19 protein-coding genes are annotated in these 18,761 nt (G+C 62.2%); 9 read left to right on the forward strand and 10 right to left on the reverse strand.

What is annotated here, in order from left to right; translation table 11 throughout:
* Positions 1-69: 69 nt before the first annotated feature.
* Entirely contained in the window at positions 70-1,551 is a 1,482-nt protein-coding gene (gene trpE / locus B9A31_RS19885; protein WP_025754021.1) for an anthranilate synthase component I, read from the forward strand.
* A gap of 32 nt (positions 1,552-1,583) precedes the next feature.
* On the opposite strand, the gene estP is transcribed toward trpE, so the two are convergent.
* A complete protein-coding gene (estP, locus tag B9A31_RS19890; RefSeq protein WP_084297289.1) occupies positions 1,584-3,464 on the reverse strand; it encodes an esterase EstP in 1,881 nt (626 codons plus the stop codon).
* A gap of 369 nt (positions 3,465-3,833) precedes the next feature.
* Here estP and B9A31_RS19895 point away from each other — a divergent pair, with 369 nt between their 5' ends.
* From B9A31_RS19895 to B9A31_RS19910, 4 genes are all read left to right on the forward strand, one after another.
* Positions 3,834-4,427, forward strand: a complete 594-nt coding sequence (locus B9A31_RS19895) for an aminodeoxychorismate/anthranilate synthase component II (RefSeq protein WP_016715787.1) — start codon at positions 3,834-3,836, stop codon at positions 4,425-4,427.
* Positions 4,428-4,436: 9 nt separating this feature from the next.
* The gene (trpD, locus tag B9A31_RS19900; protein ID WP_019097608.1) at positions 4,437-5,486 is read left to right on the forward strand and encodes an anthranilate phosphoribosyltransferase; all 1,050 of its coding nucleotides are present in this window, start codon (positions 4,437-4,439) and stop codon (positions 5,484-5,486) included.
* Positions 5,483-6,316, forward strand: a complete 834-nt coding sequence (gene trpC / locus B9A31_RS19905; RefSeq protein WP_027610113.1) for an indole-3-glycerol phosphate synthase TrpC — start codon at positions 5,483-5,485, stop codon at positions 6,314-6,316. The genes trpD and trpC overlap by 4 nt, the downstream gene beginning before the upstream one ends.
* A 105-nt stretch (positions 6,317-6,421) precedes the next feature.
* Positions 6,422-7,126 carry a lipoate--protein ligase family protein gene (locus B9A31_RS19910; protein ID WP_019097609.1) on the forward strand — a complete coding sequence of 235 codons (705 nt, stop codon included), beginning with the start codon at positions 6,422-6,424 and terminating at the stop codon, positions 7,124-7,126.
* Here B9A31_RS19910 and crp read toward each other — a convergent pair.
* Positions 7,123-7,767 carry a cAMP-activated global transcriptional regulator CRP gene (gene crp / locus B9A31_RS19915; RefSeq protein WP_012270218.1) on the reverse strand — a complete coding sequence of 215 codons (645 nt, stop codon included), beginning with the start codon at positions 7,765-7,767 and terminating at the stop codon, positions 7,123-7,125. The two genes, B9A31_RS19910 and crp, sit on opposite strands and share 4 nt — an antisense overlap.
* A gap of 191 nt (positions 7,768-7,958) precedes the next feature.
* Here crp and B9A31_RS19920 point away from each other — a divergent pair, with 191 nt between their 5' ends.
* Positions 7,959-8,381 carry an OsmC family protein gene (locus tag B9A31_RS19920; protein WP_016715792.1) on the forward strand — a complete coding sequence of 141 codons (423 nt, stop codon included), beginning with the start codon at positions 7,959-7,961 and terminating at the stop codon, positions 8,379-8,381.
* 38 nt (positions 8,382-8,419) lie between these two features.
* Here the strand turns inward: B9A31_RS19920 and B9A31_RS19925 are convergent, their stop codons facing one another.
* From B9A31_RS19925 to hemJ, 6 genes are all read right to left on the reverse strand, one after another.
* Complete coding sequence (locus B9A31_RS19925; protein ID WP_084297290.1) at positions 8,420-9,460, reverse strand: DUF2157 domain-containing protein; 1,041 nt, start codon at positions 9,458-9,460, stop codon at positions 8,420-8,422.
* A gap of 10 nt (positions 9,461-9,470) precedes the next feature.
* Positions 9,471-10,118 (reverse strand): 2-polyprenyl-3-methyl-6-methoxy-1,4-benzoquinone monooxygenase, encoded by a 648-nt coding sequence (gene coq7 / locus B9A31_RS19930; RefSeq protein WP_016715794.1) that lies wholly within the window; start codon positions 10,116-10,118, stop codon positions 9,471-9,473.
* Between the two features lie 65 nt (positions 10,119-10,183).
* Positions 10,184-10,522 (reverse strand): histidine triad nucleotide-binding protein, encoded by a 339-nt coding sequence (locus B9A31_RS19935; RefSeq protein ID WP_003255518.1) that lies wholly within the window; start codon positions 10,520-10,522, stop codon positions 10,184-10,186.
* 63 nt (positions 10,523-10,585) lie between these two features.
* Entirely contained in the window at positions 10,586-11,368 is a 783-nt protein-coding gene (locus B9A31_RS19940; protein WP_016715795.1) for an SDR family NAD(P)-dependent oxidoreductase, read from the reverse strand.
* A gap of 67 nt (positions 11,369-11,435) precedes the next feature.
* Positions 11,436-12,392: an NAD(P)H-dependent flavin oxidoreductase gene (locus B9A31_RS19945; RefSeq protein ID WP_025754020.1), complete on the reverse strand. Its 957-nt coding sequence runs from the start codon at positions 12,390-12,392 to the stop codon at positions 11,436-11,438.
* A 28-nt stretch (positions 12,393-12,420) separates the two neighbouring features.
* A complete protein-coding gene (hemJ, locus tag B9A31_RS19950; protein ID WP_016715797.1) occupies positions 12,421-12,846 on the reverse strand; it encodes a protoporphyrinogen oxidase HemJ in 426 nt (141 codons plus the stop codon).
* A gap of 142 nt (positions 12,847-12,988) precedes the next feature.
* Here hemJ and argC point away from each other — a divergent pair, with 142 nt between their 5' ends.
* Complete coding sequence (gene argC / locus B9A31_RS19955) at positions 12,989-14,023, forward strand: N-acetyl-gamma-glutamyl-phosphate reductase (RefSeq protein WP_084297291.1); 1,035 nt, start codon at positions 12,989-12,991, stop codon at positions 14,021-14,023.
* Between the two features lie 146 nt (positions 14,024-14,169).
* Entirely contained in the window at positions 14,170-14,520 is a 351-nt protein-coding gene (gene erpA / locus B9A31_RS19960) for an iron-sulfur cluster insertion protein ErpA (protein WP_003255511.1), read from the forward strand.
* Between the two features lie 59 nt (positions 14,521-14,579).
* Here the strand turns inward: erpA and B9A31_RS19965 are convergent, their stop codons facing one another.
* Positions 14,580-15,671, reverse strand: a complete 1,092-nt coding sequence (locus tag B9A31_RS19965; RefSeq protein WP_025754019.1) for an anhydro-N-acetylmuramic acid kinase — start codon at positions 15,669-15,671, stop codon at positions 14,580-14,582.
* A gap of 3 nt (positions 15,672-15,674) precedes the next feature.
* Positions 15,675-17,096: a peptidoglycan DD-metalloendopeptidase family protein gene (locus B9A31_RS19970; protein ID WP_019097613.1), complete on the reverse strand. Its 1,422-nt coding sequence runs from the start codon at positions 17,094-17,096 to the stop codon at positions 15,675-15,677.
* Between the two features lie 213 nt (positions 17,097-17,309).
* On the opposite strand from B9A31_RS19970, the gene tyrS reads away from it, so the two are divergent.
* Positions 17,310-18,509 carry a tyrosine--tRNA ligase gene (gene tyrS / locus B9A31_RS19975; protein ID WP_016715801.1) on the forward strand — a complete coding sequence of 400 codons (1,200 nt, stop codon included), beginning with the start codon at positions 17,310-17,312 and terminating at the stop codon, positions 18,507-18,509.
* Positions 18,510-18,761: the final 252 nt, after the last annotated feature.

Genomic DNA, 18,761 nt, shown 5'->3' on the forward strand with positions numbered 1-18,761 from the left:
CTTCTGCCTGCCGGCGTGTGCCGGCCCATCCGTTTGCCTGACTTATTGCTGCTTGCCACGAGGCTACTCATGAACCGCGAAGAATTCCTGCGCCTGGCCGCTGTCGGCTACAACCGCATCCCCCTGGCCTGCGAAACCCTGGCCGACTTCGACACGCCGCTGTCGATCTACCTGAAACTGGCCGACCAACCCAACTCGTACCTGCTCGAGTCGGTGCAGGGCGGCGAGAAGTGGGGCCGTTACTCGATGATCGGCCTGCCGTCGCGCACCGTGATGCGCGTTCACGGCTACCACGTCAGCATCTTGCATGATGGCGTCGAGGTGGAAAGCCACGATGTCGAAGACCCGCTGGCGTTCGTCGAAAGCTTCAAGGACCGTTACAAGGTCGCCGACATCCCCGGCCTGCCGCGCTTCAACGGCGGCCTGGTCGGCTACTTCGGCTACGACTGCGTGCGTTATGTGGAAAAGCGCCTGGGCGCCAGCCCCAACCCGGACCCGCTGGGTGTGCCGGATATTCTGCTGATGGTGTCCGATGCCGTAGTGGTGTTCGACAACCTGGCAGGCAAGATGCACGCGATCGTGCTGGTCGACCCGGCTGAAGAGCAAGCCTTCGAACAGGGCCAGGCACGGCTGCAAGGCCTGCTGGAAACCCTGCGTCAGCCGATCACCCCGCGCCGTGGCTTGGACTTGAGTGGCCCGCAGGCCGCCGAGCCGGAATTCCGCTCCAGCTACACGCGTGAGGACTACGAGAACGCAGTCGGCCGTATCAAGGAATACATCCTGGCCGGTGACTGCATGCAAGTGGTGCCGTCGCAGCGCATGTCCATCGACTTCAAGGCAGCGCCTATCGACCTGTACCGCGCGCTGCGCTGCTTCAACCCGACGCCCTACATGTACTTCTTCAACTTCGGTGACTTCCATGTGGTTGGCAGTTCGCCCGAGGTGCTGGTGCGTGTCGAGGACAACCTGGTTACCGTGCGCCCGATTGCCGGTACTCGCCCGCGTGGAGCGACCGAAGAGGCCGACCGTGCGTTGGAAGACGACCTGCTGTCGGACGACAAGGAAATCGCCGAGCACCTGATGCTGATCGACCTGGGCCGTAACGACGTGGGCCGTGTGTCCTCGACCGGCAGCGTGCGGCTGACCGAGAAGATGGTGATCGAGCGTTATTCCAATGTTATGCACATTGTCTCCAACGTCACCGGCCAGCTGCGTGAAGGGCTGACGGCGATGGATGCGCTGCGGGCGATTTTGCCGGCTGGCACCTTGTCGGGCGCACCGAAGATTCGTGCGATGGAGATCATCGACGAACTGGAGCCGGTCAAGCGTGGGGTTTACGGTGGTGCCGTGGGGTATTTTGCCTGGAATGGCAACATGGACACCGCGATTGCCATCCGTACTGCCGTGATCAAGGACGGCGAACTGCATGTGCAGGCCGGTGGCGGCATCGTTGCCGACTCGGTGCCGGCGCTCGAGTGGGAAGAAACCATCAACAAGCGCCGCGCGATGTTCCGTGCGGTCGCCTTGGCTGAGCAGACTTCCGCCAAGTAAATGGATTGGGGCCGCCAAGCGGCCCCATCTATTCAGAAGTCCACGCTGATCCCCAGGCTCACCCCCTGCTGGGTCAATTCATCACTCTTGCGCCAGTTGTAGTTTCCGCGCAAATGCACCCCTGCCACCACTTCATGGCTTACCCCCAGGCTCGCCCGGGTCAGGTCGCTGTGCGGCGTATACCCGGTCAGGGTGAAGTCATTCGCCGGCAAGCTGGTGAGGTGCATGGTCACATCCTGCCGGTCATCCTCGAACTCATGTTCCTGCGCCACTTCTGCGAACAGCCGGGTACTCGGCAGCACCTGCACACTGCCCTGCAAACCCAGGCCCAGGCGGCGTGACGTGCGCGCCTGGTCATCGAAGCCCAGCGCCGTCGAGCGACCACTCTTCTCGTCGTAACCATCCACCTTCACGCGCGCATAGTCGGCACTGATGAAGGGTGCCAGCTGCCAGTTGCTGCTGTCGGCTGCCAGGTTGTAGCCCAGCCGCCCGGATATCGCCCAGGCCTCGCCATCAGTGTCGCCTTTTTCGCTGCGGTCATTCACGCCAAGGGCGAAGGTGCGCTTCAGGTCGCTGTAGTCCAGGTGCCCGGCGGTCAGCGCGGCATCCGCCCACCAGCGGTCCTGGCGGTATTGGGCAAAGGCGCTGGCCAGATAGCTGTTCAGCGTGTAGTCCGAGTCGTGTCCGCCGGCTTCCAGTTTCTGCCGGTATACGCCTCCCGCCAGGCCCAGGCGCCAGGCGTCGTTCAGGCGATAGCTGCCCCCCACGGTCAGGTTGTAGCCGCGGCCATCGCCACTGGCCGCGCTGCTCTGGCCGTCGAAATCCAGGTCCTGGGCGCCGCTGGCGACAAAGGCTTGCCACTGGCCAACGGCCTGCCAGGGTGTCTGCCACTGGTTGCGCAGTTCGTCCTGGTGGGCACGCAGGCTTGTGTGGGCCATTTCCGGAAGCAGGGTCAGTTCCCATGGTGCGGAGAGGATCGAGTAGGCGTAATCGGCGATCAGTTGCTGGCCAGCGATGGTCGGGTGCACCAAGTCGTTGAACAGCAGCTTGGTCGGGTCTGGTGTTGTGCCGTTGATGCCGTACACCGGGTTTTCCACGCAACCTTCGCCGCTGTAGCAGGTACCCACCAGGTTCTGGCCGGTGGCCAGGCCGAACTGGCTGGGGCTGGCCAGTGCCTCGCTCAGCAGCATGGGCACGTTCAGCGGGATGATCTCGGCGTCAATTTGCCCCAGTTGGCTGAGCAGCGACTGGTTGAAGACACCAGACAGTAATGACAGGGGGGTCTGCTGCGGCGTGCCGCTGAAGTTCGGTGTTTGGCCAAGGTCCGGGAGCAGCCAGACCATGATGTAGCGGGCGCCACCTTGTTGCAGGGCCTGGGCGCTGGCGGCCAGGCGGGCACCGGCGGCTGCGGCATCGGCGGGGCTGTTGACCAGGCCCTGCAGGAAGTCATTACCACCACCAGTCAGGTAGTACAGTGCGTTAGGGTCGGCGCGCAGGCCGTTAGCCAGGTAGCCTGGCTTCTCCCGTAATACCTGCCCGGCGCCGGGGCGTCCTGGCGGGATGACCGTCTCGGAAGTGCTGGTGATCGAATCCAGGATCTGTTGGGTGGTGTAGCCACCGACTGCCCAGTTATTGCCGTCGGGAAGCCCCAATACCGGATTGAGAGGGGAGGTGGAAGGGCCAAGCTCGGTCGGGTTCACACCCAGCTGCCCGCCGAGGATCATCGGTGACACTGGCGCATAGTTGCCATTGGCATCGAGGTTGGTGAAGCGCACGCCGCCAAACTGCCCGGCATCGCTGAGGCTGTCGCCAAACACAATCATGCCGGAGTAGGGCGAGGGTGCCGCGAATGCCTGGCTGCAGGCTAATGCCAATGAGGCGAGGGTAAAGCGCAATAACAGGGCTTTTCGCATCAGGGAACATCCTTTTCTTTGTTTTTATGAGGTACTGCCCGATCGACCTTAGCAAATCGCCGTGCATCCCTCCCAAGTCCATTCGTTTCCCCGTGTTTACAGGCATATTGCGCCCGCCGCCCCGGTAAGCTACTGTGCCGGGACGTATGAGCGAGACCTATCCTGTGTTGATCGTCAGCAAACTCTTGATGCGCGTAATCAAGGCCCACGCCCGTTGGCGTTGGCGCGCCTGACTTTATCTCTTGCCGGCCCGCCCGGCCCGTCCCCGTTTGCCTTCTTCATTTTCTGCCCTTTGTGGCGAAGCCGTGCCCGTGACGGCAGCAGGAAGGTTCGAATTCTGAAGTCAGTAAGTCCAAGAGGTTTAACACCATGTTACTGATGATCGACAATTACGACTCATTCACTTACAACGTCGTGCAGTACCTGGGCGAGTTGGGGGCCGAGGTGAAGGTCATTCGCAACGACGAAATGACCATCGCCCAGATCGAAGCACTCAACCCTGAGCGCATCGTCGTATCCCCAGGCCCGTGCACACCGAGCGAGGCCGGTGTGTCCATCGAGGCCATCCTGCATTTTGCCGGCAAGCTGCCGATCCTGGGCGTGTGCCTGGGCCATCAGTCCATCGGCCAGGCCTTTGGGGGGGACGTGGTGCGTGCCCGCCAGGTGATGCACGGCAAGACCAGCCCGGTGCATCACCGCGACCTGGGTGTGTTCACCGGGCTCAACAACCCGCTGACCGTTACCCGATACCACTCGCTGGTGGTCAAGCGCGAAACCTTGCCCGACTGCCTGGAAGTCACCGCCTGGACCGCGCATGAAGACGGCTCGGTCGATGAAATCATGGGCCTGCGCCACAAGACGCTGAATATCGAAGGGGTGCAGTTCCACCCCGAGTCGATCCTGACCGAACAGGGCCACGAGCTGTTCGCCAACTTCCTCAAGCAGACCGGCGGCCGCCGCTAAGGATCGAGCATGGATATCAAGAGTGCGTTAAGCCGTATCGTCGGCCAGCTGGACCTTACTACCGAAGAAATGCGCGATGTGATGCGCCAGATCATGACTGGCCAGTGCACTGAAGCGCAGATCGGTGCCTTCCTGATGGGCATGCGCATGAAAAGCGAAAGCATCGACGAAATTGTCGGTGCGGTTTCGGTCATGCGTGAACTGGCCGACAAGGTCGAACTGAAAAGCCTCGATGGCGTGGTCGACATCGTCGGCACCGGCGGTGATGGCGCCAACATCTTCAACGTGTCCACCGCTTCGTCGTTCGTCCTGGCGGCGGCAGGCTGCACCGTGGCCAAGCACGGTAACCGCGCGGTGTCGGGCAAGAGCGGTAGCGCCGACCTGCTGGAAGCCGCCGGTATCTACCTGAACCTGACGCCCACCCAGGTGGCCCGCTGTATTGACAGCTTAGGCATCGGCTTCATGTTCGCGCAAAGCCATCATTCGGCCATGAAGCATGCTGCCGGCCCGCGTCGCGACCTGGGGCTGCGTACCCTGTTCAACATGCTCGGCCCGCTTACGAATCCGGCCGGAGTGAAGCACCAGGTGGTCGGCGTGTTCGCCCAGACCCTGTGCCGCCCGTTGGCCGAGGTACTGCAGCGCCTGGGCAGCAAGCATGTGCTGGTGGTGCATTCGAAGGACGGCCTGGATGAGTTCAGCCTGGCTGCCCCTACTTTTGTTGCCGAGTTGAAGAACGGCGAAATCACTGAATACTGGGTCGAGCCGGAAGACCTTGGCATGAAGAGCCAGAGCCTGCATGGCCTGGCTGTCGAGAACCCGCAAGCGTCGCTTGAGCTGATCCGCGATGCGCTGGGCCGGCGCAAGACCGAAAACGGCCAGAAAGCCGCTGAAATGATCGTGCTCAACGCGGGGGCTGCCCTCTATGCCGCCGATCACGCGATGACCCTGGCTCAGGGCGTGGAACTGGCCCACGATGTACTGCACACCGGCCTGGCCTGGGAAAAGCTGCAGGAGCTGGGTGCCTTTACTGCAGTATTCAAGGTGGAGAACGAAGCATGAGTGTGCCGACGGTGCTGGAAAGGATCATTGCCCGCAAGTTCCAGGAGGTGGCCGAGCGCAGCGCGCGCGTCAGCCTTGCCGAGCTGGAACGCCTGGCCAAAACTGCCGATGCCCCGCGTGGCTTCGCCAATGCGCTGATCGAGCAGGCCAAGCGCAAGCAGCCAGCCGTGATTGCCGAAATCAAGAAGGCTTCGCCTAGCAAGGGCGTGATCCATGAGCATTTCGTGCCGGCGGAAATCGCGGTTAGCTACGAGAAAGGCGGCGCTACCTGCCTGTCGGTGTTGACCGATGTCGATTATTTCCAGGGTGCCGATGAATACCTGCAGCAGGCCCGCGCGGCGGTATCGCTGCCGGTTATCCGCAAAGACTTCATGGTCGACCCTTACCAGATCGTCGAAGCCCGGGCCTTGGGTGCGGACTGTGTGCTGTTGATCGTGTCGGCACTGGATGACGTGAAGATGGCCGAGCTGGCGGCTACGGCCAAGGATGTCGGCCTCGACGTGCTGGTGGAAGTGCACGACGGTGATGAGCTGGAACGCGCGCTGAAAACCCTGGATACGCCGCTGGTGGGGGTGAACAACCGCAACCTGCATACCTTCGAGGTCAGCCTGGAAACCACACTCGACCTGCTGCCGCGTATTCCGCGTGACCGCCTGGCAATTACCGAGAGTGGCATTCTCAACCGGGCCGATGTGGAGCTGATGGCGATCAACGAGGTTTACTCGTTCCTGGTGGGCGAAGCGTTCATGCGCGCCGAGCAGCCTGGGCTGGAGTTGCAGCGGTTGTTCTTCCCGGAGCAGGTGAAGAAGACTGTTCAGCCACTGGACTGAATAAATGAAGCCGGCGTTTATGCCGGCTTTTTTGTATGCCTGTCATGGCCTCTCGCGCCGGACCGCCGCGAAGAGGCCATCAATAACAACATCAAAGGTGGATCAATGACCGATCAACCCCTGGCCCTGACCGTCGAACAAGGCCTGCACGCCGAACAGGAACTGCTGGCTGCCGTGTGCCGCGGCGAACGCGACAGTGGCGTGCTGTTCTGGCGCCCCACCGACCATGCCCTGGTCATGCCCCGGCGCATGAGCCGTCTGGACAACTTCGAGGCCGCCTGCTCGGAGCTGGCGATTGCCGGCTGGCCGGTGCTGCTGCGTGAGACGGGCGGTGAACCGGTACCGCAGTCGCATTCGACCGTGAACGTTGCACTGGTCTATGTCGCCCCGCGCAGCGAAGGTGATCATGGCCGCATCGAGAATGCCTACGAACGTTTGTGCCTGCCGCTGTGCGATGTGCTGCGTGAGTGGGGTGGGGTGGCGTCGGTGGGGGAAATCGACGGGGCGTTCTGCGATGGCCGCTACAACGTCAACCTCAATGGCCGCAAGCTGGTGGGCACTGCCCAGCGCTGGCGCCAAGGGCTGGGCGGCAAGCGCCCGGTGGTGCTGGTGCACGGTGCGTTGCTGCTGGACAACGAACGGGAGTCGATGGTGGCGGCGGTCAACCGCTTCAATGAATGCTGCGACCTGGAGCAACGCTGCCGCGCCGACGCGCACATCGCCTTGCATGAAGTGGCACCCGAGGCGCCCTGGTTCGAGCGCCTGTCACAGGCTTACGCCAAGGTGCTGGCAGACCTGCCCAAAGACTAGCGGGTACCGTAGACCACCATGGTCTTGCCCTTGACCTGCACCAGGCTGCGCTCTTCAAGGTCCTTGAGGACGCGGCCGACCATTTCCCGGGAGCAACCGACAATACGGCCGATTTCCTGACGGGTAATCTTGATCTGCATGCCGTCGGGGTGGGTCATGGCATCAGGCTGCTTGCACAGCTCCAGCAGGCAGCGGGCAACCCGCCCGGTCACGTCGAAAAAGGCCAGGTCGCCGACTTTGCGCGTGGTGTTGCGCAGGCGCTGGGCCATCTGGCTGCCCAGCGCGTAGAGGATTTCCGGGTCCTGGCGCGCCAGTTCGCGAAACTTCTCGTAACTGATCTCGGCCACTTCGCATTCGGTCTTGGCCCGTACCCAGGCACTGCGCTGCTGTTCACCTTCAACGGGTTCGAACAGGCCCAGCTCGCCAAAGAAATCGCCATTGTTGAGGTAGGCAATGATCATTTCATGCCCGTCGTCGTCTTCGATGAGGATGGTCACCGAACCCTTGATGATGAACGACAGTGTCTCGGCCCGGTCGCCGGCGCAGATGATGTTGCTTTTGGCGGTATAGCGTCGGCGCTGGCAGTGCACCAGCAGCTTGTCGATATTCTTGATCTTGGCGGGTAGGGCGGAGGCAACCATCACGAAATCCTGTTCGATACGACGCATAGGCTTTTTATAGAGGTTGGCTGGCGGCGAGCGCCAGTCATTTGGCGCCAGCTTATCAGACACTACAGGATGTTTCGGTACTAAACCGACACCTCTCGTACTTTTCCCACAGCCGCACAAGGTCTAAGCTGACACCCTTTTCCGAAAATCAGGAGTCCGGGTAGATGAAGGCACGTATCCAGTGGGCCGGTGAGGCCATGTTCCTCGGCGAATCGGGGAGTGGCCATGTCGTCGTGATGGACGGCCCGCCCGAGGCCGGCGGCCGCAACCTGGGTGTGCGCCCGATGGAAATGCTGCTGTTGGGCCTGGGTGGCTGCAGCAGCTTTGACGTGGTGAGCATCCTGAAGAAATCGCGCCAGGCGGTGGAAAGCTGCGAGGCCTTTCTGGAAGCCGAGCGTGCCAGCGAAGACCCGAAGGTGTTCACCAAGATTCACATGAATTTCGTGGTGAAAGGCCGTGCGTTGAAAGAAGCCCAGGTCAAGCGGGCGGTGGAGCTGTCGGCGGAGAAGTACTGCTCGGCTTCGATCATGCTCGAGCGTGCCGGGGTTGAGATTACCCATGGTTACGAGATTGTTGAGCTGGGTTGACTTAGAGAAACCGGGGCTGCAAAGCAGCCCCGGCAATATCAGCGCCGAAGCGCCGGCAGTGCAGCTTGCATCCACCCTGGCAACCATCCTCGCATCACGTGGCTCAACCGCTCCCGCCGCTTCTGGTAAACCAGCCCCAGCCCGATAACCCCCAGCCCGATCAGGGTCAACACCACCGGGAACAGCAGCGATTCGGCAAACACCTCGTACGACAGGTACCCCAGGTAAGCCGCCACCCCCAGCGCCCCAAATACCATGAATACCGGCCTGCGCAACAGAACCGCCGTGCCCATCAACGCTACGTTGATGAGGCAGTACATGGCCTTGCCCAACTCACTGCCGCTGTCCAGCAGCGTCAACCCGCCCCAGAATGCGGCCACCCCGGCCAGGTAGCCCCAGCGGGCGTAGTCCTCTCGCGTGCGACCGTCTATCACCAGGAATACCACCAGCAAACCCAGCCCGAACCACAACGAAACCTCGCGGCGCTGCTCCCAGCTGAACGGCGAGCCGAAGAACCATTCGCTCAGGTCCATCGACATGAACCACAACGCCACAGCCATTGGCATGACAATGAACGGGTAGGGGATCAGCCGCAACATCAGTAGCCCGGCAAGCACCGTGGCCGCTTCCATCGCCAACCAGCCGCCCTGCACGTAGGTGTAGTACTGGTGATAGTTGGCTTGCGCGTCGTCCAGTGGCCACCAACCGGCCAGGCGTTCGATGGCGAACACTGCCAAGGGCACGATGCTGACGGCCACCGCGGCCAACACCCCGGCAGCGACAGGCTGGGCGCGCCGTTGCAGGTTGAGGGCGAACACTGTGAGCAACAGGATGTACAGGCTGGCGATGACCAGCAGGGCGATGTCACCGATGCGCATCCACGCCTCGGTGAGCAGCCAGCCCATGGCCGCCATGATCAGCATGGCGCCAAAGTAGAAGGCGACATGGGCCAGCTGGAAGCTGCCCCGGTGCGCCGGTTGCTGGCGCAGGAATGCAAGCAGCGCCTGGTCCTGGCCCGGCTGGAGAATGCCGGCTTGCACGGCGCGCGCCAGGTCCTTGGCGTCGAAACGGTCCGTCATGGTGATGCCTTCAGATGCGGTAAGTGCTCTTGGTCATGACCTTGGCCAGCAAGCTCATGCCAAAGCGGACCGGCGCCGGGAAGCGATAGCCGCCGGCTTCCAGGGCAGACTCGGCGTGCTGCTCTTCGTCGACGCGCATTTGTTCGAGAATGGCCCGGGATTTTTCATCTTCGTGCGGGATCTGCTCCAGGTGCTCGTCGAGGTGCTTGCACACCTGGTGCTCGGTGGCGGCGACGAAGCCCAGGCTGACCTTGTCGCTGACAAGCCCGGCGAGCGCGCCGATGCCGAACGACATGCCGTAAAACAGGGGGTTGAGCACGCTCGGGTGGCTGTTCAGCTGGCGAATGCGTTGCTCGCACCAGGCCAGGTGGTCCACTTCTTCCTCGGCGGCATGCTCCATGGCCTTGCGCACTTCGGGCAGCTTGGCGGTCAGGGCCTGGCCCTGGTACAGCGCCTGGGCGCACACTTCACCGGTGTGGTTGATACGCATCAGCCCGGCGATGTGGCGGGTCTGCTGCTCGTCGAGGTCGACGTCTGGCTGGACGATGGCCGGCGATGGCCGGGCGGGTTGGCCGCTGAAGGGCAGCAAGGTGCGCATGGCGGTATCGGCCTGCAGCAACAAGCGGTCGAGCGGCGAGTAGTGACGTTCGGTAGCCATCGGGCACCTCCGCAAGAATGTGCCCGACAGTTTACCGCAATAGCGGCGGGGTCGCTTGCCGTGGATCAGCCCGGTGGCCAGTTCATCTGGCGCTGGCCAAGCACATGCATATGGATGTGGTAGACAGTCTGGCCGCCTTTCGGGTTGCAGTTCATGACCACGCGGAAACCTTCCTCGCAGCCTTGCTCGACTGCCAGACGCTGGGCAGTGAACAGGATGTGGCCAGCCAGAGCCTTGTCTTCTTCGGTCAGGTCATTCAGCGTGCGGATGTGCTTTTTCGGGATGACCAGAAAATGTACCGGTGCCGCGGGTGCAATGTCCTTGAAGGCCAGGATCTGGTCGTCTTCGTAGATGATATCCGCCGGGATTTCCCGGTTGATGATTTTGAGGAAAAGATCGTCCACAGCACTTGCTCCATGGTGAGGGTCGGGCCGAGTGTACTCAGCCGGGCGCCGCTCGCCCAGTGGCTATTCCATGCCGACCGGGCAATAGCGGCGGTGGATGGCCCCGGCGAGCTTGCGCAGCAGCCAGCGTGGCAGCAGGCGTGGGGCAAATGCCAGCCAGCGGTTGCGCCGGCCGGGCAGGATCAGTGCGCGGTTCTTGTCCAGCGCACGAACGGTGTACAACGCCACTTCCTCGGGGCTCAGGCAGCGTGGTTTGCCATCGAGCCGCGGTATGCGTCGGCGTGAGGAGCGGACCGGGCCGGGGCATAGCACCGAAACCTTGATGCCGGTGCGCTTGAGTTCTTCGCGCAGGGCCTGGGAAAAACTCAGTACATACGCCTTGCTGGCAGCATAGGCTGCCATCCATGGGCCAGGGGCGACCCCGGCCAGGCCCGCGACGTTGAGGATCTGCCCGCCGCCCTGTACGGCCATCAGGTTGCCGATCGCGTGACACAGGCGGCTCAGGGCCAGTACGTTGACCTCCAGCAGGTCCTGCTCGTCGGCCCACTCATGGGCCAGGAACGGCCCGTAGGTACGCAGGCCGGCGCAGTTCACGAGCAGGTCGATACGCCGCTCGCCTTCTTCCAGCTCCAGCACGAAGCCAGACAGGCGTAGCGGCTGGCTGAGGTCGCAGGCGCGAAACAGTACCTCGACACCAAAGCGTTGGGTCAGCTCGATGGCTACCGGTTCCAGCGTTTCTCGCTGGCGTGCCACCAGGATCAGGTTGCGCCCGCGCCGTGCCAGGGCTTCCGCCAGGGCCAGGCCCAGGCCGCTGGAAGCACCGGTGATCATGGCGTAACGGGTCATGCAAGGCTCCTGGGGCCGGAAGAGGGCGCCTAGTGTACAGCTTGGCCAGGCAAGGTGTTGCCTTTTGCTACAAGGTGCGGGCGCGCAGGGCCTGGCAGCGTTCCAGTGCCTCCCGGTACTCGCTGTGCAGGCGCTCGATCAGGGCGCGGGCACTGGGCAGGTCGTCTATACCACCGACGCCCTGGCCCGCCGACCAGACGGTCTTCCAGGCTTTGGCTTCGTCGTCGATCGGTTTGAGCTTGCCCTGTTCATGGCTGCTCTTGAGGGCATTCATGTCATAGCCGGCCTGCTCCAGGCTCGGGCGCAGGAAGCTGGCAGGGATGCCGGATACTGCCGGTGTGTGGATGATGTCTGCCGCGTGGGCGCTCAGCAGCATCTGCTTGTAGGCGTTCTGGGCGTGGCTTTCTGCCGTGGCGATGAAGCGCGTGCCCATGTAGGCCAGGTCAGCGCCCAATAGTTGCGCAGCCAGGATCTCATGGCCGTGGTTCATGCAGCCGGCCAGCAGCAGGGTCTTGTCGAAGAACTGGCGAATCTCCGCAGCCAGGGCGAACGGGCTCCAGGTGCCGGCATGGCCACCCGCACCAGCGGCGACAGCGATCAACCCGTCCACGCCTGCTTCAGCAGCTTTTTCGGCGTGGCGGCGGGTGGTGACATCGTGGAACACCAGCCCACCGTATCCGTGCACCGCATCGACCACCTCCTTCACTGCGCCAAGGCTGGTAATGACGATTGGTACGCGGTGCTCTACGCACAAGGCCAGGTCGGCCTGCAGGCGCGGGTTGGTCGGGTGAACGATCAGGTTGACCGCGTAGGGCGCGGGTGTCTGAAGTTGTGCCAAGCCTGCCTCGATCTCTTCCAGCCACGCCTTGAAGCCGGCGCTGTCACGCTGGTTCAGGGCCGGAAAGCTGCCCACCACGCCGTTGGCGCAGCAGGCCAGCACCAGTCGGGGGTTGGAGATCAGGAACATCGGTGCGGCAACCACGGGCAGGCGCAGGCGTTGTTCGAGCGAGGCGGGTAGCGACATGGCAAAGCTCCTTGTGCGGGTGGCTATGTCAGAACGGTTTGACCACCACCAGAATTACGATACCCAGCAGGAACAGCACGGGTACTTCGTTGAACCAGCGATAGTAGACGTGGCTGCGGGTGTTGTTGCCGCTGGCGAAGCGTTTGCGCTGGGCGCCACACATGTGATGGTAGCCGGTCAGCAGGATGACCAGGGTCAGCTTGGCATGCAGCCAGCCCTGGCTCAGCCAGCCGGGGGTGAGGTACAGCATCCACGCGCCGAACACGTAGGTGGCGATCATCGCCGGGTTCATGATGCCGCGGTACAGCTTGCGCTCCATGGTCACGAAGCGGTCCTGGCTGATGCTGTCTTGGCTTTGGGCGTGGTAGACGAACAGCCTGGGCAGGTAGAAAAGGCCGGCGAACCAGCAAACCACGCTGACGATATGCAGCGCTTTGATCCATAGGTAGAGCATGGAGGGAGTTCCTTCAGGTATTCACGGTCGTCAGATAGTAGTGGTCAAGCGCCCGAAGGGTCACCCGAAGAGTTGTTACAGGCGCCTTGCGCCCCTATTATCGTGCGCTTTCCAGACGGCTCGTTGATAAGGGGCAAGCGTTATGATCAAGGTCGGTATCGTCGGCGGCACGGGTTACACCGGCGTCGAACTGTTGCGTCTGCTGGCACAGCATCCACAGGCCGAAGTGGCGGTCATCACTTCGCGCTCCGAGGCGGGTGTGGCGGTGGCGGACATGTACCCGAACCTGCGCGGCCACTATGACGGGCTGGCGTTCAGCGTGCCGGACAGCAAGACCCTGTCTGCCTGTGACGTGGTGTTCTTCGCCACCCCGCACGGTGTCGCCCATGCACTGGCCGGTGAACTGCTGGCAGCCGGCACCAAGGTGATCGACCTGTCGGCCGACTTCCGCCTGCAGGATGCCACCGAATGGGGCAAGTGGTACGGCCAGCCGCACGGTGCTCCAGAGCTGCTCAAGGACGCGGTGTACGGCCTGCCTGAGGTCAACCGCGAGAAAATCCGCCAGGCGCGCCTGATTGCAGTGCCGGGTTGCTACCCGACCGCCACCCAGCTGGGCTTCCTGCCGCTGCTGGAAGCGGGCCTGGCCGACCCGTCGCGGCTGATCGCCGACTGCAAGTCGGGTGTCAGCGGTGCTGGCCGTGGTGCGGCAGTGGGTTCGCTGTTCTGCGAAGCCGGCGAAAGCATGAAGGCCTACGCGGTCAAGGGCCATCGCCACCTGCCGGAAATCAGCCAGGGCCTGCGCCTGGCCGCTGGCAAGGACATCGGCCTGACCTTCGTGCCGCACCTGACGCCGATGATCCGTGGTATCCACGCCACCCTGTACGCAAATGTCGTCGATACCTCGGTCGACCTGCAGGCGCTGTTCGAGAAGCGCTACGCCGATGAGCCGTTCGTCGACGTGATGCCAGCGGGCAGCCACCCGGAAACCCGTAGCGTGCGCGGCGCCAACGTCTGCCGCATTGCGGTTCACCGCCCGCAGGGTGGTGACCTGGTGGTGGTGCTGTCGGTGATCGACAACCTGGTCAAGGGCGCGTCGGGCCAGGCGGTACAGAACCTGAACATCCTGTTCGGCCTGGATGAGCGCATGGGCTTGTCCCACGCTGGCTTGCTGCCGTAAGCATCCTTGCTTTGAAAAGGCCCGCGTCGTGCGGGCCTTTTTGTATGTCGCGACTAAAGCCGCACAATTCTTGACCGATTTTCTCGGGAAAGCGGATAATGCGCGTCATCGAGTTTTAAGACGGCTACCGCGCCGGGAGAATCAACATGAGCGTCGAAACCTTCACCCCTACCGGTCTGGAATTCACCCATGGGGCAGCCCAGAAAGTGAAGAACCTGGTCAATGAGGAAGGCAATGAACGTCTGAAGTTGCGGGTGTTCGTGACCGGTGGCGGTTGCTCGGGCTTCCAGTACGGCTTCACTTTCGATGAGGATGTGGCCGAAGACGACACCATCGTCGAGCGTGAAGGCGTGTCGCTGGTGGTCGACCCAATGAGCTTCCAGTACCTGGCCGGCGCCGAAGTGGATTACCAGGAAGGCCTGGAAGGCTCGCGTTTCGTGATCAAGAACCCGAATGCCGCCACCACTTGCGGTTGCGGGTCTTCGTTCTCGATCTGAGGCCTGGCCCTATGAAAACGCCGCGCAATTGCGCGGCGTTTTGCTTTCTGGCGTAGCGGTTAGGCCGGGTAGATTGCGCCCAGTATGCGCAGGCCCTTGGCGGCAGTGACGCTGGGGCGGTTGGCGGGGATGCCTTCCAGGCAGCAATGGGCCAGCCAGGCAAAAGCCATGGCTTCTACCCAGTCAGGGTCAACGCCGTGAGTGCCAGTGCTGGTGACGCGGGCTTCAGGTAACAACTGGCCGAGGCGGGCCATCAGTGCACCGTTGCGTGCGCCGCCACCACATACCAGCAGTGCTTCGGTGCCTTGTTGGGCATTGACCAGTGAGTCGATGATGCTGCGTGCGGTCAGCTCAAGCAGTGTCGCCTGTACATCCTCATCGCGGTAGGCAGGCAGGCGGGCCACGTGGCCATCCAGCCAAGCCAGGTTGAACACCTCGCGGCCCGTGCTCTTCGGGCCGCTACCGGCGAAGAACGGGTCGGCCAGCAATGCGTTGAGCAAGCCGGCCTGCACCACTCCAGACGCTGCCCAGGCACCATCGGCATCATAGGCCTGACCGTGCTTGCGCTCGATCCAGGCATCCAGCAACACGTTACCGGGGCCGCAGTCGAAACCGTGGACTGGCTTGTCTTGCTCGATCAGGCTGAGGTTGCTGAAACCGCCCACGTTCAAGACTGCCAGATGCTTGCCGAGATGGCCGAAAAGGGTTTCGTGGAAGGCCGGCACCAGCGGCGCACCTTGACCACCGGCAGCCACATCGCGCCGGCGAAAGTCGGCGACCACGCTGATGCCGGTAAGCTCGGCGAGCAGTGCCGGGTTACCGATCTGAACGGTAAAGCCGCGCGCAGGCTCGTGGCGAATGGTCTGGCCGTGGCTGCCGATGGCGCGGATGGCATCGGCCTGCAGGCCCTGGCGAGCCAGCAGTTGGCGGATGCCTTCGCCTGCCAGGGTGGCCCAGCGATTTTCCGCCAGTGCCGCACGAGCGATCTCGTCAGGGCCGCTGCTACATAGCGCAAGCAGTTCCTGGCGCAGGTCGCCGGGCATGGGCAGGTAATGGGTGGCGAGCAGTTCAGGCTGCTCGCCTTGTTCGATCAGGGCGATGTCCAGGCCATCGAGGCTGGTGCCGGACATTACCCCCAAGTAGAGCGCCATGGCTTAGCGCTTGTTCGCTGCGAGCAGGGTGGCCTTTTCCTGATCCATGCGGGCGATCAGCGGCTGACTCTGCTGCAGGAAGCGCTGGCGCTCGTTCTTGGCGATCGGGTCGGCCATCGGAACCTTCTGGCTCAGCGGGTCGACGTGCACGCCATTGACCTGGAACTCGTAGTGCAGGTGTGGCCCGGTGGACAGGCCAGTGGTGCCGATGTAACCAATGATCTGACCCTGCTTCACGGTGCTGCCGGTCTTGATGCCTTTGGCAAAGCCCTGCATGTGGCCGTATAGCGTCTTGTAACGGTTGCCGTGCTGGATGATCACGGTGTTGCCGTAACCGCCACGGCGCCCGGCCAGTTCGATGCGGCCGTCACCCGCTGCCTTGATTGGCGTACCGCGTGGGGCGGCGTAGTCGACGCCTTTGTGGGCACGGATCTTGTTCAGGATCGGGTGCTTGCGGCCGGCGGAAAAGCGCGAGCTGATGCGGGCAAAGTCCACCGGGGTACGGATGAATGCCTTGCGCAGACTGTTGCCGTCGGCGGTGTAGTAGGTAGTGTTGCCCTGCTTGTTGGTGTAGCGCACGGCAGTGTAGGTTTTGCCCCGGTTGGTGAAGCGGGCGGACAGGATATTGCCGGTGCCGACGACCTTGCCGTCCATCACCTTCTGCTCGTAGACCACGTCGAATTCATCGCCTGGGCGAATATCCTGGGCGAAGTCGATGTCGTAACCCAGCACGCGGGCCATGTCCATGGTCATGCTGTGAGACAGGCCGGCGCGCTGGGCCGAAGCCGACAGCGAGCTTTTGATCACGCCATGGGCATAGGCGGTACGCACGACCGGCTTGCTGATTTCACGGTTGAAGGTATAGCCCTTGGCGGTTTTGGTCAGGCGAATGGTTTCGAGGTTGCTGACTTTGCTGTGCAGGCTGGCCAGCTGGCCGTCCTTGTCGAGTTCGAACTGCAGCACCTGGCCGTGCTTGAGCTGGCTGAACTGCTTGGCCTGCTTGTTGCTGGCCAGCAGGTCATGCACTGCATTGGCCGGCAGGCCAACCTTGGCAAAAAGGGTGGACAGCGTGTCGCCACGGGCCACGGTGACTTCGCGGTGGCCAGGTTCCTTGGCTGCTTCGGCGACCGGCTCGTCGGCAGGGGCTTGCTGTTCGGCCTTCTGTGTCTCGGGGGGAGTGTCTTCGATCTGGGCGAAGGGCGAGCCTTGCTCATCTTGTGCCTGCACCAGAGGCGCAGCGCGGGATTCGTCTTTCAATTGCTCGGCAGGGCTTTCCAGCTCGAGGTTGAGGGTGGTTTTCTTGGCTTCCACTTCGCTGGAGGGAAATACCAGCAAAGCCAGGCTGAGCAGGGCGGCGATGCCGCTGGCGGCCAACAGATGGCTCTTCGGATAAAGCGGGGGCGCTTTAGGCGGTTCGTTGGTCATGGGCAAGGTGACTTTGAAAAAGGTGAAATGGAAAAGATGAATGACATGATGAAGATGAAATAACTGTATAAAATATAACCAAATCCATTTTCACGCAAGGGCGCGTAGACGCCGCAACCCCGTGTTCGGGTCACATTCCTTTGCGAAACTTGTAATTGACGGCCGATCTTGTATGGTTGGCTCCCCCTGAATCTGAGCCTTGCGGGTTTGTCTATGAAGTCGGTTGAAGAGCAGCTTGCGCTTATCAAGCGCGGTGCGGAAGAAGTACTGGTCGAGTCGGAACTGGTGGAGAAGCTCAAGCGCGGCCAACCTCTGCGCATCAAGGCCGGCTTCGACCCGACCGCGCCCGACCTGCACCTTGGCCACACGGTGCTGATCAACAAGCTGCGCCAGTTCCAGGAGCTGGGCCATCAGGTCATCTTCCTGATCGGTGACTTCACCGGCATGATCGGTGACCCGAGCGGCAAGAGCGCCACACGCCCGCCGCTGACCCGTGAACAGGTGCTGGACAATGCTGAGACCTATAAGCAGCAGGTGTTCAAGATTCTCGACCCGGCCAAGACCGAGGTCGCGTTCAACTCTACCTGGATGGACAAGCTGACCCCGGCCGACTTCATTCGCCTGGCGTCGCAGTACACCGTGGCGCGCATGCTGGAGCGCGACGACTTCGACAAGCGCTATACCACCAACCAGCCAATTGCCATTCACGAGTTCCTTTATCCGCTGGTGCAAGGCTATGACTCGGTGGCGCTGAAGGCGGACGTCGAGCTGGGTGGTACCGACCAGAAGTTCAACTTGTTGATGGGGCGCGAGCTGCAGCGCGCCTATGGCCAGGAAGCGCAGAACATCGTGACCATGCCGCTGCTCGAAGGGCTCGATGGCGTGAAGAAGATGTCCAAGTCGCTGGGCAACTATGTCGGCATCCAGGAAGCGCCGGGGGTGATGTACAGCAAGCTGGTATCGATCCCGGATACCTTGATGTGGCGCTACTTCGAGCTGCTGAGCTTCCGTTCGATGGAAGAGATCGAGCAGTTCCGTGCCGATGTCGCCAACGGTGCCAACCCGCGTGACATCAAGATCAAGCTGGCTGAAGAGATTGTGGCGCGCTTCCATGGTGAAGAGGCTGCAGCCAATGCTCACCGTGCTGCGGGTAATCGCATGAAGGAAGGTGAGCTGCCTGAAGATCTGCCGGAGATCGAAGTGGCTGCGGCCGAAGACTTGCCAATTGCTGCCGTGCTGAACCGGGCTGGCCTGGTGAAGAACTCGGCACAGGCGCGGGACCTGCTGAGTGGTGGTGCGGTGAAGGTTGATGGCGCAGTGGTCGACAAGGACTTCATCTTTGTTCTCGGTGCCACTCACGTGTGCCAGGCGGGCAAGAAGTCGTTTGGCCGGGTTACTCTCAAGGCTGAGTGATCGTCTGATGGTGTAGCTATATAGAAGCGGGGAGGCCGGCAGGCCTCCCCGCTTTGTTTTTCCGCAATATTAAGGTTTCTTGAAATTAAGGGTTGACGCGGTTTCGAATCCCCTTATAATGCGCCCCACTTCCAGCGACATCGGAACGAAAAACTCCTTGATATTCAATGAGTTAAATAGTTAAGGTGGCGTTGAAAGGGCTACGATCGAATGATCGCAAGCGGTTGAAATGGTGGTTGACAGCGGTTTTAA

The organism is Pseudomonas sp. URIL14HWK12:I5 (assembly GCF_900176445.1).
Classification (GTDB): domain Bacteria; phylum Pseudomonadota; class Gammaproteobacteria; order Pseudomonadales; family Pseudomonadaceae; genus Aquipseudomonas; species Aquipseudomonas monteilii.